Here is a 14,642-nt window from a genome sequence, read left to right as displayed (position 1 = left end):
CGTGGGCGACGACGTCACGCGGAACCACCTGCTCACGGGACGTCGCAGAAGTGCATTCATCGCACTTCTCGTAGGATTCATCACCGGCTGTTGGATCGGGTATATACTTATCTACCCTATTTCATCGCTTCCGCTTCCTCGGTACACTCTGGTAGGTGTCATTCTCCTCGGCGCATATATCGATTACATCACTCGGTCGATGCTCGATCGCCTGCTCGTTGTCTTTGCCGCGTCGCTTATAGCCTTCGTCACCGGGTTCGTTGTCTACACTTTTCCAGCGCTCGTCGGATGGTACAACGCCGTCCTTATTCAGCGATCGCTATATTTGTCTGGGCTACGCAAAACATTCCTGTTCGCGCTGTTGGCGATGACACTCCTCCTCATGGGAACTTTTATTAGTTATATTATTCGGAATACGTACGCCGAAGTAACACGGTAGAAAAACTGCGATTCACTTTTAAACCGTGTTGCAGAGTCATATTCCGAGAACATAATCCACTGAAAGCGATCATCGACAATAGCAATCGCAGAATTGTAAGAGGCTTCTCAGTCGCCTCTAAAGATGTAGTCGTTTCAGCGACATTCCCCCACATTGTCAGAAAGGAAATACTGTGACAATGCGCGGATGTTTCGGTCAACGACCCCAAGCAGGTTAGAACATTTCTCCGCATAATTTTTGTCTGACATATCAATCTAGGTAGATAGAAGTAGAAAAGACTGCCAATCTACTGAACTTGATCATCGTTTCTTCCGAAATTCACCAGTTTGGGTACATTTCATCTGTCATCTTGTCAAGCGGGAACTGAGGCCGCGGAATCCGCTCGAACTCGTACTTTCGTGGGTCCATCGCTACGAGACCAATGCTGTTGATAGGTATGTTTGTCGAGCACATTGGCTCGTAGTCAGCCCGGTAGTGGTTCGTGGACTTGACAACCAATACGTTGAGGCGTTCGGGCTGGATACCCACGTGCCGCCAAATTTCAGCGTCAAGAGGTTGCATCCGGTTCTCAGTCATAATGACGCTGACGCCATCGTCCTGGCCGCACTCAATAAGCACTGTCCGACCGAGGTGATTCTCGCCGCCGGTTCCCATCGGTCCGGTGTTGCGGAACTCACCATCGGTGACGGCTTTCACGTATACGTTGAGATCGGCGATGGGGTCGCCATGGAAGTCGTCGGTCTTGCCCCCGAGATTCACATTCGTGCGCTCGCCGACACCCGCATCGACGCATTGAGCTACCGTTTCCGGGTCGCGAACAATAGCGAACCCAGCATTCGTAAGTTCTTGGTCGATCATCTCACGGAGAACCGTCGTACCGTCCGCCGCACCGCCGCCACCGGGGTTATCACCCACGTCGGCCATCAGGACGAAGCCGTCGTCTGGGTCAAGATCGGCGGCAAGCCGCTTTGCCTCTGCGACGGCCTCCGGTGGTTCAGGATAGTCGCTGACAAAGTCTTCGCGGCGATCCCAAATATACTCGGCGAGTTCGCGTGAGACCTCCCGTGCCGCATCGGAATTGGAGTCGGCGATGACCGGAATTGACCATCCCATTGAAGGGATGTCGGCCTGGTGAAAACCAGGAAAGACACTAACCTTCACGATGTTGTCGCGCTCCTCGTACTCACGGGCTTTCGCCATTACATCTGCCATCGGTCCCTCCCGGGTATTTTGCTTGGGTCCCATAGCGAGAACGGGCGGGCGCTCGATGTGGCTCACTGGGTCAATGTCGCTCTGAATCGTCCGGATGAGTTCACGCATCCCAGTGCGACCGGTGTCGGCCATATCCGTATGAGGGTATGACTCAAAGCCAATGAGCACATCTGACTTAGAAACCATTTCGTCGGTGATGTTTCCGTGGAGATCAAGCGTCACCGCGATGGGAACCTCCTCACCGATGATTTCTCGTACGCTCGAAATCAACGGTCCCTCGCCGTCATCCAGTCCTTCGGGCACCATAGCGCCATGAAGACACAACATCACGCCATCTAGGTCGGCGGCGTGCTCTCGAACTCCGTCGAGAATCTGCTCACAATAAAACTCATAGATGTCGGCTTCGACGAGCCCACTCGGTGTCGCAGTGGCCGCGACCGTATGAATCAGTTCCACGGAGTTGTTTTCGGCTACATCGATGACACCGCCAACTTGCGTATTAGTTCCCTGGAGCTTTTTGGGGATCTCGTCGCCGAAGTACTCGCGGCGCTCCTTAAACAAATCTCTGCCAGTCTTAGAAGTTACGAACGTGTTTGTTTCATGAGCGAAGTTCCCCACGAGAACGGTTTTGTCTGTCATGTGAACAAGTACCAACTAAACCTCTTTAAAGTAACACCCGTTCATGCTCAGTTGGGACTGAGCTAATTTCTTTTCAGATCATTGTTGCGTACCAACGAATACCTCGAATGAGAAGGTGTGTTGTTAACATACCCTACGCGAATAAAAGGCATATGCGAAAGACACAAACGACGTTCTTCGAGGTATCCCAATGAATATCGACCTACTACTAAAGAACGCCCACATCGTGGACGGGACGGGAGCACCGTGGTTCCGCGGGAGCGTAACGGTGCGGAACGGCAAAATATCGAGTATCGTCCGGGGCGACACGGGTGACGTGAAAGCACAAAAAATAATTGATGTCAAGGGCAAAGTAGTTGCGCCCGGTTTCATCGACACTCATAGTCATTCCGACCTTCAGTTATTCGAAAGCCCCTTACTTGCACCAAAGGTACACCAAGGGATTACGACTGAGATTCTGGGACAGGACGGTTTTTCAATGGCGCCGATGCACCGCGACGGCGGTGCCGAAGAATGGCAACGCCACCTCTCGGGTCTCGCCGGCGACGTGACGCTTGACTGGTCGTGGGACGATACCGCCTCATATCTCGACGCGGTTGAGGAGAACGGCGTCGCTCCGAACGTCGCGATGCTGGTGGGTCACGGCACGGTACGATACAACGTGCTGGGGATGTCTAACTGCACTCCTAACGAAGCAGAACTAAACGAAATGGCCGACTTGGTGACCGCCGCGCTCAACGACGGTGCCATTGGTTTCTCAACCGGACTGGTGTATTCGCCGCAGGTGAACGCCTCTACCCATGAGGTTCAGACGCTGGCCGCCCAACTCGCTCCGTACGGACGTCCGTTCGTGGCGCACATTCGAAGCGAAGGGAACGAGATGTGGAAAGCACTCGATGAATTCATCGATATCGGTGCCGAGGAAGACGTTCCGCTTCATCTCTCACACTATAAGGTCATTGGAGGCGCGAAAAAGGGGCACGCTGACCGCGCAAACCATCTGCTTGAGTCGGCGCGCGATCGCGGCGTCGACATCACCGCCGAGCAATATCCGTATCTCGCCGGTAACACGCTCCTCTCAGCGGTTCTGCCACCATGGGTTCACGCCGACGGGCCAGACAGAGCGCTTGAATATCTCGCCGATGACAAGAGTCGGGAGCGTATCCGAAAGGACATCGAAGAGTGGCGTATCGACAGCTGGGAGAATCAGGGACCCCGCACTGGCTGGGAAAATATCGACGTTCGGAACCTCAACACAGACATATGGACGGACTACGAAGGCGCAAGCGTCGCCGCTATCGCCGACGAGCTCGACCAGAACCCAGTCGAGACGGTTTGTGATCTGCTGTACGATGAGAACCTCACACCCTCGATGATTTTACACACATTGAATGAGGACGATGTGCGTAAAATCATGCAGTACGAGCGAGTGGGTATCGCCACCGATGGTCTGTTCGGGACCGAACCGCATCCGCGAACATACGGCACGTACCCTCGCGTCCTCGGCAAGTACGTCCGTGAGGAGGGGGTCCTCTTGCTTGAGGAGGCGATCCGAAAGATGACTTCACTGCCTGCACGAGTTATGGATCTCGACTCGAAGGGAGTAATCCGACCCGGCATGGATGCTGACCTCGTGGTGTTCGATCCCGCATTTATCACCGATACTGCAACGTATGACCGTCCGCGACAGCATCCACGTGGTGTCCAACACGTGATTGTTAACGGTGAGTTCGTAGTCAGGGACAGCGAGACCACCAGCGCAACTCCCGGTGATGTAATTCGGGCATAACAGATTACAATGATATTCCGTTTCGGCGGTACTGTCGATTTGGGTGAGGCAGTAGAAGAAAACGCAGCCTAAGGCAATTAGATAGAATCCGCTTTCCTAAACACTAATTTGCTCTGAGAGACGATTTTGACTGCTCGAGTTCTCGCCCGACCGGCTACTTCGTGACCGCCTTCCCGGGCAGATCATCAGTTGTCTCCTTGTCTCGTACCGCGAATTCACCATTAACGAGAACGTGATCAATACCTTTCGGATGGCGAGAGGGATTTTCGAACGTCGCGCGACTTTCAACGACCTCGGGCTGGAAGACAACGAGATCGGCGTCCATGCCGCGTTTGATGATTCCTTTTTCGTCCAAACCCATCGCGCGGGCCGGGAGCGAGGTCATTTTCCGGATTGCTTCTTCCAATGTCATAACGTTTTCTTCACGAACGTACTTGCCGAGGATTCTGGGATAGGTGCCGTAGACGCGGGGATGGGGCTTACCGCCGAATAGGCCATCCGACCCGATACAGACTCGTTCGTATCTGAGGATGTCTTGCACGTCGTCCTCGTCGAGCATGTGAAGCGTCATGCTCACGCCTAGATTCTCCTCAACCAGTAGTTCGGCAATGGCTGTTATCGCATCGGTGCCGCGGTCAGCCGCAATTTCGATGACGCTCATCCCCTCGTATTGGTTGTTTTCTTCACTTGGTACGTTAGCGATGACCACGTTATTCCATCCCGAGAGCGCGCCGATGTTCTCCCAGCCGTCGATACGCCACTCTTCGATGTCCTTTCGGATCCGATCACAAGCGTCCTCATCCTGCAAGTATTCGAGGATCCCTTCAGGGCCTTCGGCGTGAACCCACGGCGGTAACACCGCCGAGAGCATAGTGCTCCCCGCGGTATAGGGATACTGCTCGGCAGTGAAATCCACTCCCCGCTCACGGGCAGCCTCGATGATACCGAACGCCCGCTCCGTTTTGCCGTGCTGAACCGGCCCACCCATCTTGAAATGCGAGAGATGAAGCGGAACGTCTTCCTCGGCACCGATATCGATGAATTCGTCTAGCGCCTCCCAAATCCACCGACCTTCACTTCGGATGTGTGCTACGAACGGGCGTCCGTACGGAGCGAGTTGGGACGCAAGCGTCTGGACTTCATGGGTGGAGGCGTACGTACAGGGCGTGTAAATGAGACCCGTTGAGAGGCCAATAGCACCATTGTCGAGTGCGGCGGTCACCAAGTCGGCCATTTCGTTTAGTTCTCCCTCGGTAGGGGCGCGGTCAGACATCCCCAGCACGTTGTATCGTACCGTGCCGTGACCCACCAACATCGCGACGTTCGGAGCGACGCCGTTCTCCTCAACCGCGTCGAGGTAATCTCCAGTCGAACCCCATGTCCATTCCCTATCAGAGCGCCCAGCGAGCGCGCCGAGTTGTTTCTGCCATTCTTCGGCGCCGCCGTCGCGGTGCATCGGCGCCATTGAAAAACCGTCCTGTCCCAGAATCTCAGTCGTAATCCCTTGTCGGAGTTTGGGTGCGAGCGTGGGATCCTCGAACAGTTCGATATCAGAGTGGCTGTGAGTGTCGATGAAACCGGGCGCAACCACCGCGCCCTCAAGATTGATAATCTCGTCGGCGTCGAGATCATGATCAACTTCGCGGACTATGTGTGAGATTTCATCGTCCGTAACGCCGACCGCACCGCGAAACCATGGGGCGCCCGTACCGTCCACTATTTTCGCTCTCTCTAAGAGAAGGTCAATAGTCATACGCGGTATTTATTGAGCAGAACGAAAAACACGCCCCCGATAATAAGAGGGAGTTACGAACCGCGGATTGCCCACCGTAGCCTACTCATTAGCCTTCTCTAGCACTGCGTTGTAGAGGACGTTCACACCAGCCACGATGTCCTCCCACTCAGTGTATTCTTCTTCAACGTGGCTGATACCATCGACGCTTGGGACGAATATCATACTCGTCGGGCAAATTGTGTTCAGGTAGTTCGCATCATGGCCAGCACCGCTAACGAGGCGTATATAGTCATCTTCACCAACAACCGCCCGTGCTGCCCGCTCAACTGTCTCGATACATTCATCGGCGAAGGGGTCGGCATCCACGCGCATGATCTCCTCGAACTCCCAGTCCACTCCTTCTCGTTCGGCGGCCCACTCTATTTCGCGTTGAACTCGCTCGACGGCTGCGTCGACCACATCATTGTCATACGATCGGAAGTCAATTGTGAACTCGACGCGCTCGGGGATGACGTTAATAGAATTGGGGAAAACGTCGAGCGATCCGACTGTACCGACGAGGTCTTCGCCCTCCGTTCCAGCAATGCGCCGAACCGACTCAACAACATCACTGGTCGCGACCAATGCGTCATAGCGCAGGTTCATGGGCGTTGGGCCAGCGTGATCGGCGCTCCCCTCGAACACAACGTTCATCCACGAGAAACCGTACACACCCTCAACAACGCTGACACTCCGCCCTATCTCGTGGAGGTATGGGCCTTGCTCGACGTGCAGCTCGAAGTAGCAGTGAAGGTCACGAGGTTTACACGACCTTTCGCCATCATAGCCGATGCGCCGCAATTCATCCCCGAACGTGCGACCGTCCTTGTCCTCCCGCGAGCGAGCGTAATCCAGGTCGAAGATGTCAGCGAATACTCCGCTTCCCAGCATATCTGGCTGAAAACGCACACCTTCCTCGTTGCTCCACGCGACGATCTCGATCGGACGCTTGGTATCGACGCCCTGGTCGTTTAGTGTTTCGGTGACTTCAAGCGCGCCGAGAACACCGACGACTCCGTCGAACCGTCCGCCGTTGTACTGGCTGTCGATGTGCGATCCGACCAACACGGGGGCGAGCGAGTCATCCGTACCGTCGCGCCGACCGAACACGTTACCCATTTCGTCGATCGCCACATCTAAGCCTGTGTCCGTAAACCACTTGACAAGCTGGTCACGCGCTTCCTGATTTGCCTCCGAGAGCGACGGACGGTTCACGCCGCCACGTTCAGTCGCACCGATCTCGTTGAAAATCTCAAATCGGTGGCGCAATCGTTCGGAATTGACCGTTTGTTTCATACATGTTGACTCGTGTGTTGGCCATTCAATCTGTGCCCTCCTATGGGAGGACGTGATTTTTGGCAGCTTTCGTATGGGAGAATAGGATGACAGTATCGAGTTTCAGCACGCAACAGTGCATGGCGGTTGCAGACGGGCGCATCGATGAGGTATATATCGCTAACCGCGTGCTGTTTGATTTCAACAGAATCCGTGAAAATGAGACCTACAAGAACTTACTCCGACTTTTAGACGGAGAGAACTTGTTATCGTCTACAGCATTCCGGTTGTTGAGGCCAGCAAGTCAACGGACGAATACTCCTGACAAGCGCTCCAATCTGCCGCTTAGTAGAACAGACAAATCTGACCCGACTTGTTTGGGTGATAATCTGTTCGGCCCCACAAGGGATGAATTAGCTGTTGTAGAGCGAAACCACGTCTTCAAGGTTTGCGTTGATTCTCTTGATCTCTCTAGTTGCACGCATAGCGCTCTTGGTGTCCTTCAGGCCGTTGCCCGTGACGACGGCTACAACGGATTCTCCCTCTTTGATGATGCCTGCTTCCCGGGCTTGGCGAATGCCAGCAATAGGCGCGGCACCGGCTGGCTCGGCGTAGATCCCTTCAGTATGTCCGAGAGTCACTGCCGCCTCTAGAATCGCTTCGTCGCTTACGAGAACCGAGTCGCCACCACTCTCTTCAAGAGCCTTGCACGCCTTGACCGTATTTCGCGGACGACTAACTGCAATGCTGTCGGCTAGCGTATGAGCGACGGCCGCTGTATCATCGTGGTTGTGGAATACGTCGTGGATGGCCGAGGCCCCTTTGGCTTGAACGCCGAGCATCTTTGGTGTATTATCAACGAAGTCAAGATCGTAGAACTCCCTAAATCCTTTCCAGCCGCCGTATATCGTACAGCCGTCACCCATCGAGAACACCACCCAGTCGGGGCAGTTGCCGCGGGTTTGTTCAGCAAGTTCATGGCCGACGGTTCGTTTGCCTTCGACCTGAAATGGATTGATGGCGGCGTTACGATTATACCAGCCAAACTCATCACTCACTTCGAGTGAGAGGTCGTATGCCTCGTCGTAACTTCCATCGACTCCTAACACGTCGGCACCGTAGACAAGCGGTTGAGCGAGCTTCTCTTCTGGGGCGTTTTCAGGCACGAATATTCGGCATGCGAGACCGCTACAGGCAGCGTAACCACCTAGTGACGCCGCTGCGTTGCCGGTTGAAGCACAGGTGATGACATCCCTGTTGGCGGCCTTCGCTTTTGTGACCGCGACGCTAGTAGCGCGATCCTTCAGTACGCCTGTCGGGTTCCGGCCGTCATCTTTGACTCGCATCTCGACACCGAGTTCCGCGCCGAGACGGGGTGTGTCAAGTAGGTCGGTGCCGCCTTCGCCAAGGCTGACCACCTCGTCATTCTCGCTGACAGGGAGGAAGGCGCGGTACTTCCACTGGTCAGTAATCTTTCCGTCGAGATTTGCATCGAATTGGTCAAGGACAACGTCATAGTCATACTCAACCTCCAGAATCCCCTTTACCCCTTTGTGGTTCGGACAAGTATAGATTATCTGTTCAGGATCATATGTTTCTCCACAGAGCGTACATGCGAGCGTTGTGACGTGATCCATACTATAAGTACGTCTCCGTCTCACAGTATAACTACACCCTCCCATGAGCGGATACTCGCGCAATCCGTCGCTCGGAACAGGCGCACAAAACACTGTTGAGAAGTTCAGCTCCATCTTTCTGGAGGTGTTCGAGATACGCTATTTTGAAACACTAAATATTGTAGTGAAATTCCGTGCCGTGGATTCATGGAGCCACAAGAGTACGTTCTACTAGGCGAGGATGAAATCCCCGCACTGGCGAACTGAGAGTCAGCTGAGGACGTGAATCAGTAATCACGAAGCGGTCAACCTACGAAAGCTTCTCGACTTCAATTTTGGTGTCCATCTCAAAACAAATTTAGTCAAGTAGATCGCCCACCTATACCCTGTTGTGGTGGATGATCAGTGACTGCTGCTTGACGTCGTCTCGAATGCGCGTTGGTTCGTCGTGGGTGATCTATCTCACCGAATACCTGAGTTCTAATCCGTAGGTTAGTCTAAAATTTTATGAAAACCTTTGGTGGCTGGTGTAGAGTATGAGGCCATTCGGATGGTGAACACACCATGACTATGTAACCAGACGTTAGGCTCAAATGTGACCGTTACATCCAGTAATCGAAATACCGCACGACGAGCATAGTAAACTACCTCTGTTACCATAATTTCGGTTTTCTACGGGTTCGTTCTCACTCTAGAAAGTCGACTACTGTCGTATTTGAGACAAACAGAGAACCAAGGCATGAGTGTTGATACAACTGTTTCAATATGGAATTGTTCGAACTTCGACTGACGAGGGTCAGACCGAGCCTAGCAGCTTTACCTCGGCCTTCCGGAGATGTTCGAGGAGGGTAGTCTTCGAGATGTCGATTTCGTCGGCAAGTTCACTTGCGGACGTTTCTCGTGGCCACGAGTAATACCCCCGCCGCTGTGCGAGTTCGAACACTTCGCGCTGGCGCTCGGAAAGTTCTACTGCCGGGGAACTATTTTGAGTATGAGTGTCTGGTGACTTCATTCCCTCAATTGTTATTTCAGCGTTCATCTCTGAGCGTATCTCGTCGAGTCGACGGCTGATTTCTGCACGATCTTGCGTAATGATTACTGTCCAATACTCCCTACCGTCGTGGACGCGAATTTCTTCTTCTGGAATAAATCCACGTTTAATGAACGCATCATGAATGCTGTTACAGCTTTCATACTTGACAAGGAGTTCTTCAGTGGTGTTTCCCGCGGCAGCATTTCCCCGAGCACGCAGATTGAAATATTCCTGCACACGCTGGATCTCAGTTGTAAGCGGTGACGACTTGATCTCGTCTATCAGACTATTGATTTGCTTTCGAGAGTCAGCATACGCGGTACAGCGTGCGTTCGTCACGCCTCCAGTATGATATACTCCGTGTGCAATAAGACCCGCGTCAGTTGCTGCCGTTGTTTGAAGGGTCCAGCAATTAGGATGCCAGATACGTAACGTCAACTGTGATGAATGGGGGTCAATACGTCCAGTATCTTCACCTGCGTGTGCCATGCCATCTCATGGCATTTTGTCCAGTAAATATGTGTTGGTCGATCAAGGTAGCAATGAAAATTTTGATCAGACTGCAAGAGCGCCACAAAATTCTTATGGAATTTGTGGCCACCGTAGCTATTGATATAATCTTGAGAAGCATGAAGTTACTTTGTATTAGCTATTCATAAGGGATACTGCGATCCCTTCGAACAGGCCACCTTTGAATATGGCGCTACGCTGATAGCGGAATGACTCTCGTGTGTGTTATTCCCTTGTAGGTCGACTACGACACTAATCGAATCCTCGTAATACCAAACACAGGCGACGAAAAGAGCGCAGAGGAAAGTTCTCGAATTGGCTCAGCAGAGGATACTACACTTATCCCGTGAGATTTCTGTATCCGTGAGTGTAGACAAATTTTCCCATCTAATAGGGCTTAAATCACCTTCGTAAAGTAGAAGTGGATTTTTTATCTCTATATAAATAATATAATTATTATAATTATATTGTCGGATAAAATTTTGATTGGGAATTGCCCGTTCATGTAAGGTAGTGAGTTTTCCTATCTGGTTATAGAAAATAGGAATATAGAGTGCGATACAACAGCGGGAAATACACAGCGCGGTGCACGCTATGATTCACCTGAAATTATTTGTATGTATTTAATACATAATACAAAGCCAATAACAAACTATGACAAAATACGAGCCTATTGAATCCCCAGATGCAACGACTGTCTTTCCATACCACGACCTCACACCGCCGACACCCGCGGACGTATACAAGGCTCGGAGCGTTGTAAGTCGATATCTCCCACGAACTCCGCTCGTCCGGAGCGAAATGCTCTCCAACGAGACGGACGCGGATGTGTATCTAAAACGTGAAGATACGCTCCCAACGGGTGCATTCAAAGTTCGCGGTGGCGTAACTCTCGGTCAACGGCTTAGCAACGAATTCTACGATACTGGCCTCATCGCTGCTTCGACAGGAAATCACGGTCAATCCGTCGCCTATGCTGGTCGGGAGTTTGACGTCCCAGTGACAATCGCCGTTCCAGAAGATCCAAACCCAGAAAAAGTCGCGGCGATGGAAACGCTGGGGGCAACTGTAATCAAACATGGAGACGACTATGACGACGCTCGGGAGTGGGCCGAGAAGCAAGCAGCCCAGAAAGGATATCGGTACGTTCACTCGGCAAATGAACCGGATCTCATTGCTGGTGTCGGAACCGCCGGAATAGAGGTATTTGAAAATCTTCCCGAAGTGGACACGGTCGTTTGTCCTGTAGGAGGTGGAAGTAGTGTTGCAGGCTATTGTCTCACTATCGGTGCAATCGGCGGTGCGGAAGTCATCGGCGTCCAATCGGAAGCCGCGGATGCTACCTACCGTGCCTTCCACGAAGGGCATCTTGACCCGGGCGAACGAGTCACAACAATGGCCGAAGGTATTGCTTCACGAGTTCCGTTTGCACTCCCTATGAAGATCATGCGCGAGCGTCTCACCGATATGCGACTCGTGAGCGAGACTACCATTCAACAAACAATCGGAGATATGCTCACCGACGAGCGACTGATAGTAGAGGGAGCCTCGGCCGCTGCACTCGGTGCAATACGTGAGATGGACGTTTCCGACAGCACCGTGGTCGTACCTGTTTCTGGGCGAAACCTCTCTACGGAGAAACTCCGGCACGCTATCAGCGGCGAATAGCCTCTTCTTACGCGATATTCTGTTTTTTATAGATAAAATATATTGTACTAGCATCTAATACACGGGATTATGGATAGAACGGAATTCTCGTGGTTCCGCACTGCAGTTAGAGCCGTTGCTTCATGAGAATATAAAGACAATTAGGATTAATACTCTTCATAATTCAGCAAAAATTGCAGTTTGCACCTTGGTTAGATATTAAAAAATTTATATTGGTTGTGATAGAAATAAACATGACCGTATTACGAAAGACGACGGTAATACCTACTTCCGACTCCCCGGTGAGGACGATGCGCTCGGTCGCGGGGGTGCCGTCGCTCACTCGACTGCGGATCTCCTCCCACTGCAACGACTCGCCCGCTATGACGACGAGATGCTGGCGTCCGTCACGAATCGCAAACCCGACGAACTCGCAGGGAAGGTGTGGCGTGAACGCGATGAGGCTGGTCGGTATTCACTTTGGTCGAAGGACAGTGGAGAGATCCGTGCCTACCTCGATGCTTCAGACCTCGCCGAGTGGATTCGTCTGAAAGAGTCCGGGGTGAGTAAGAAATACTCACAGGAACTCGCTCGGCGGACGATGGACGCGATGCACGAACTCTCGAAGAATCGCCTCGGGAAAGTCAAACGCCAGCGATCCAAAGACGGACTAAGCTACCAAAAGACGCGTCTCGTGCTCAAGGCCGATGTGGAACTTCCCGGTGAGATCACGAGCACCGACGCTGACGATAACCCGACCACAGACGGGGTTGCCGGAGAGTAGCGTGGTCGGGACGAAAACACACCCGAGAGGGACACGACTCTAACACGATACCCCATACAAACGGAACTGGACGTCCCGAATTGACACAGTTCGGGACGGACGTGGTACGGTTACTCGTAAGTACGGTAGTTGTATCGGCGTCTATCGGCTCGAAACCGGCGAGAGGGGGAGAGATTCTACCGGCCACCGCGTCTGTGGTCGGAAAGAAGGGAGATCGAAGTAGTGTATAAATGAGGGTCCTGTCAAAACAGGGTAAGCAGTACGCTCGTGTCCTCGAGTAGTCTATTGTGGTTTCTGTAGAGTCACACCTCATGGCAGTACCATCTTGACGATTGAATCGAGCGAGCCAAGTGCAACCTGAGGAGTCAATAGATAGTCTCCTTGCGGATATTTTTGTACCCCCGTAATAGTAGAAAACACAATTCTGTACTATGGCCACAGTCTAGCTCCGATTTTGAGAGAACCCTACATATAATCGAGGCTGTTCACGTCCCAGCCAGTGCCATCAAGCGCTGAAGAGCCGAACACTGGTTCGAGAGACTTTAAACAAATTGCTTAAATATTCAAGTAATGTTAGTATGTATCACTTTAACCTAGAAAATAATAAATGTGAATAACATAATTGTTAATCTGAAGAGTAGATAATGACAAACAATAAACGGAGAACGTTACTAAAACTGCTTGGTGCAGCCGCAACCATTGGAGGAACAAGTGCTGCAAGCGCGAAGCCCGACTGGGCGGGGCCACCTAAAAAAGGACGCATCCGCAAGATGGGTCATTCGCTATTGTCGGATCCCGGTGGTGGCTACGCAGAAGAAGACATTCGGGCGGACGGTCAGTACGCGCTTGTTGGCCACTTCTCCTCTCCCGGTGGCTCATTCCTCGTCGACATCAGTAATCCAACGAATCCAACGGAAGTACACGAGTTTCCGACGACTGATGATGTCACCCACGCAGATGTTGAATTCGACCGCCGAAACGGGCTCTACTATCGGGGTCGGGAAAACGGAGAAGAAAACGGTGTTGACGTTATCGACTACGGCTACGGAGAGGGAACTCCCGAGAATCCTGTCCAGATAGATCGTATCCCTGCTGGCTCGACGCACAACGTCGATGCGCATCCGGAAGGTGACGTGCTCTACACGACCGAACATGACGGTGTCGGCGTGTGGAACACCAGCGATCCCTCGAACGTAGAAGAGGCAGCAATGGTTCATATCGGCGGCGACTGTCACGACATTGTCGTAGACGCTGGCCGTGACCTCCTCCATTGTGCGTTTATTGGCGGTGGATTCACTGGCTATGTCGCGCTGGACATCAGCGATCCACTGAGTCCGACAGAAGCCGGGCGATTCGATTATGCGGGACGCCCGAATTACACTGAAATCGGCACAGCTGGATTCGAGAGTTGTCACTACGCGAGCCACGATCCCGAGCGTGATCTCGTCATCCTCGGCGATGAGATTGGATTTGGGATTCCCGGCGGCAAACACATTCTTGACATTGGCTGGGGAGACGGATCCGTCGAAAACCCACAGCATATCGGGTTTACCCATTCACCGAATGCCCAAGTGATGGACGAAAATGAGGAACTGTTCGACTGGACCACCCATAACCACACGGTCATTTCGAAAGGCAGCAACTCGTTGCTGGTCAGCGGCGACTATCACGAAGGCACTGTTGTCTATGACATCAGTGATCCGACCGACCCGACGCCGACGGATCAGTACCGAACCGATGACAAGGCAGACCAGGCTGACGGTGCTGGCTTCGTCGGTGAGCCCCCAATGGCCTGGGGAGCCGATTACAGCGAAGAGCGCGATCTCGTAGTCACGAGTGACATGCAGACCGGTCTTTACGTGTTCAAAGTGACACCAGCCCGCTCGAAGTAACCATTACCAAATGACAATTTCAATCAATGACA

General features: G+C 52.6%; 10 protein-coding genes. 5 read left to right on the top strand and 5 right to left on the bottom strand.

What is annotated here, in order from left to right:
• Window position 1 precedes the first annotated feature (1 nt).
• Complete coding sequence (locus BW974_RS20290; protein ID WP_076432418.1) at window positions 2-439, top strand: hypothetical protein; 438 nt, start codon at window positions 2-4, stop codon at window positions 437-439.
• A gap of 318 nt (window positions 440-757) precedes the next feature.
• Here BW974_RS20290 and BW974_RS20285 read toward each other — a convergent pair whose 3' ends face one another.
• On the bottom strand, window positions 758-2,290 hold the full coding sequence (locus BW974_RS20285; protein WP_076432416.1) for a M81 family metallopeptidase: 1,533 nt from the start codon (window positions 2,288-2,290) through the stop codon (window positions 758-760).
• Between the two features lie 190 nt (window positions 2,291-2,480).
• On the opposite strand from BW974_RS20285, the gene BW974_RS20280 reads away from it, so the two are divergent.
• On the top strand, window positions 2,481-4,079 hold the full coding sequence (locus tag BW974_RS20280; protein WP_076432414.1) for an N-acyl-D-amino-acid deacylase family protein: 1,599 nt from the start codon (window positions 2,481-2,483) through the stop codon (window positions 4,077-4,079).
• Window positions 4,080-4,233: 154 nt separating this feature from the next.
• On the opposite strand, the gene BW974_RS20275 is transcribed toward BW974_RS20280, so the two are convergent.
• The 4 genes from BW974_RS20275 to BW974_RS20260 all read right to left on the bottom strand — a co-directional run bounded on the left by BW974_RS20275 (window position 4,234) and on the right by BW974_RS20260 (window position 10,266).
• Window positions 4,234-5,832 carry an N-acyl-D-amino-acid deacylase family protein gene (locus BW974_RS20275; RefSeq protein WP_076432412.1) on the bottom strand — a complete coding sequence of 533 codons (1,599 nt, stop codon included), beginning with the start codon at window positions 5,830-5,832 and terminating at the stop codon, window positions 4,234-4,236.
• 81 nt (window positions 5,833-5,913) lie between these two features.
• Window positions 5,914-7,149: a Zn-dependent hydrolase gene (locus tag BW974_RS20270; RefSeq protein ID WP_076432410.1), complete on the bottom strand. Its 1,236-nt coding sequence runs from the start codon at window positions 7,147-7,149 to the stop codon at window positions 5,914-5,916.
• A 392-nt stretch (window positions 7,150-7,541) separates the two neighbouring features.
• Window positions 7,542-8,765 (bottom strand): threonine synthase, encoded by a 1,224-nt coding sequence (thrC, locus tag BW974_RS20265; protein ID WP_076432408.1) that lies wholly within the window; start codon window positions 8,763-8,765, stop codon window positions 7,542-7,544.
• A 775-nt stretch (window positions 8,766-9,540) separates the two neighbouring features.
• On the bottom strand, window positions 9,541-10,266 hold the full coding sequence (locus BW974_RS20260) for a helix-turn-helix domain-containing protein (protein ID WP_076432406.1): 726 nt from the start codon (window positions 10,264-10,266) through the stop codon (window positions 9,541-9,543).
• Window positions 10,267-10,941: 675 nt separating this feature from the next.
• On the opposite strand from BW974_RS20260, the gene BW974_RS20255 reads away from it, so the two are divergent.
• The 3 genes from BW974_RS20255 (at window position 10,942) to BW974_RS20245 (ending at window position 14,610) form a co-directional block, all read left to right on the top strand.
• Entirely contained in the window at window positions 10,942-11,955 is a 1,014-nt protein-coding gene (locus tag BW974_RS20255) for a threonine ammonia-lyase (protein ID WP_076432404.1), read from the top strand.
• Window positions 11,956-12,328: 373 nt separating this feature from the next.
• On the top strand, window positions 12,329-12,718 hold the full coding sequence (locus tag BW974_RS20250; protein WP_076432402.1) for a DUF8008 family protein: 390 nt from the start codon (window positions 12,329-12,331) through the stop codon (window positions 12,716-12,718).
• A gap of 770 nt (window positions 12,719-13,488) precedes the next feature.
• The gene (locus tag BW974_RS20245; RefSeq protein WP_076432400.1) at window positions 13,489-14,610 is read left to right on the top strand and encodes an LVIVD repeat-containing protein; all 1,122 of its coding nucleotides are present in this window, start codon (window positions 13,489-13,491) and stop codon (window positions 14,608-14,610) included.
• Window positions 14,611-14,642: the final 32 nt, after the last annotated feature.

The sequence above is a fragment of the Haladaptatus litoreus genome (assembly GCF_900156425.1).
GTDB classification, from domain to species: domain Archaea; phylum Halobacteriota; class Halobacteria; order Halobacteriales; family Haladaptataceae; genus Haladaptatus; species Haladaptatus litoreus.
The sequence above is the reverse complement of the archived record's forward strand: the minus strand, read 5'-3'. Positions and strand labels throughout refer to the sequence as shown.

Bases quoted from the DNA above. Each gene is read 5' to 3' on its own strand.
- BW974_RS20285 (WP_076432416.1), bottom strand. From the start codon at position 2,290: ATGACAGACAAAACCGTTCTCGTGGGGAACTTCGCTCATGAAACAAAC.
- BW974_RS20280 (WP_076432414.1), top strand. From the start codon at position 2,481: ATGAATATCGACCTACTACTAAAGAACGCCCACATCGTGGACGGGACG.
- BW974_RS20275 (WP_076432412.1), bottom strand. From the start codon at position 5,832: ATGACTATTGACCTTCTCTTAGAGAGAGCGAAAATAGTGGACGGTACG.
- BW974_RS20270 (WP_076432410.1), bottom strand. From the start codon at position 7,149: ATGAAACAAACGGTCAATTCCGAACGATTGCGCCACCGATTTGAGATT.
- thrC (WP_076432408.1), bottom strand. From the start codon at position 8,765: ATGGATCACGTCACAACGCTCGCATGTACGCTCTGTGGAGAAACATAT.
- BW974_RS20260 (WP_076432406.1), bottom strand. From the start codon at position 10,266: ATGGCACACGCAGGTGAAGATACTGGACGTATTGACCCCCATTCATCA.
- BW974_RS20255 (WP_076432404.1), top strand. From the start codon at position 10,942: ATGACAAAATACGAGCCTATTGAATCCCCAGATGCAACGACTGTCTTT.
- BW974_RS20250 (WP_076432402.1), top strand. From the start codon at position 12,329: ATGCTGGCGTCCGTCACGAATCGCAAACCCGACGAACTCGCAGGGAAG.
- BW974_RS20245 (WP_076432400.1), top strand. From the start codon at position 13,489: ATGGGTCATTCGCTATTGTCGGATCCCGGTGGTGGCTACGCAGAAGAA.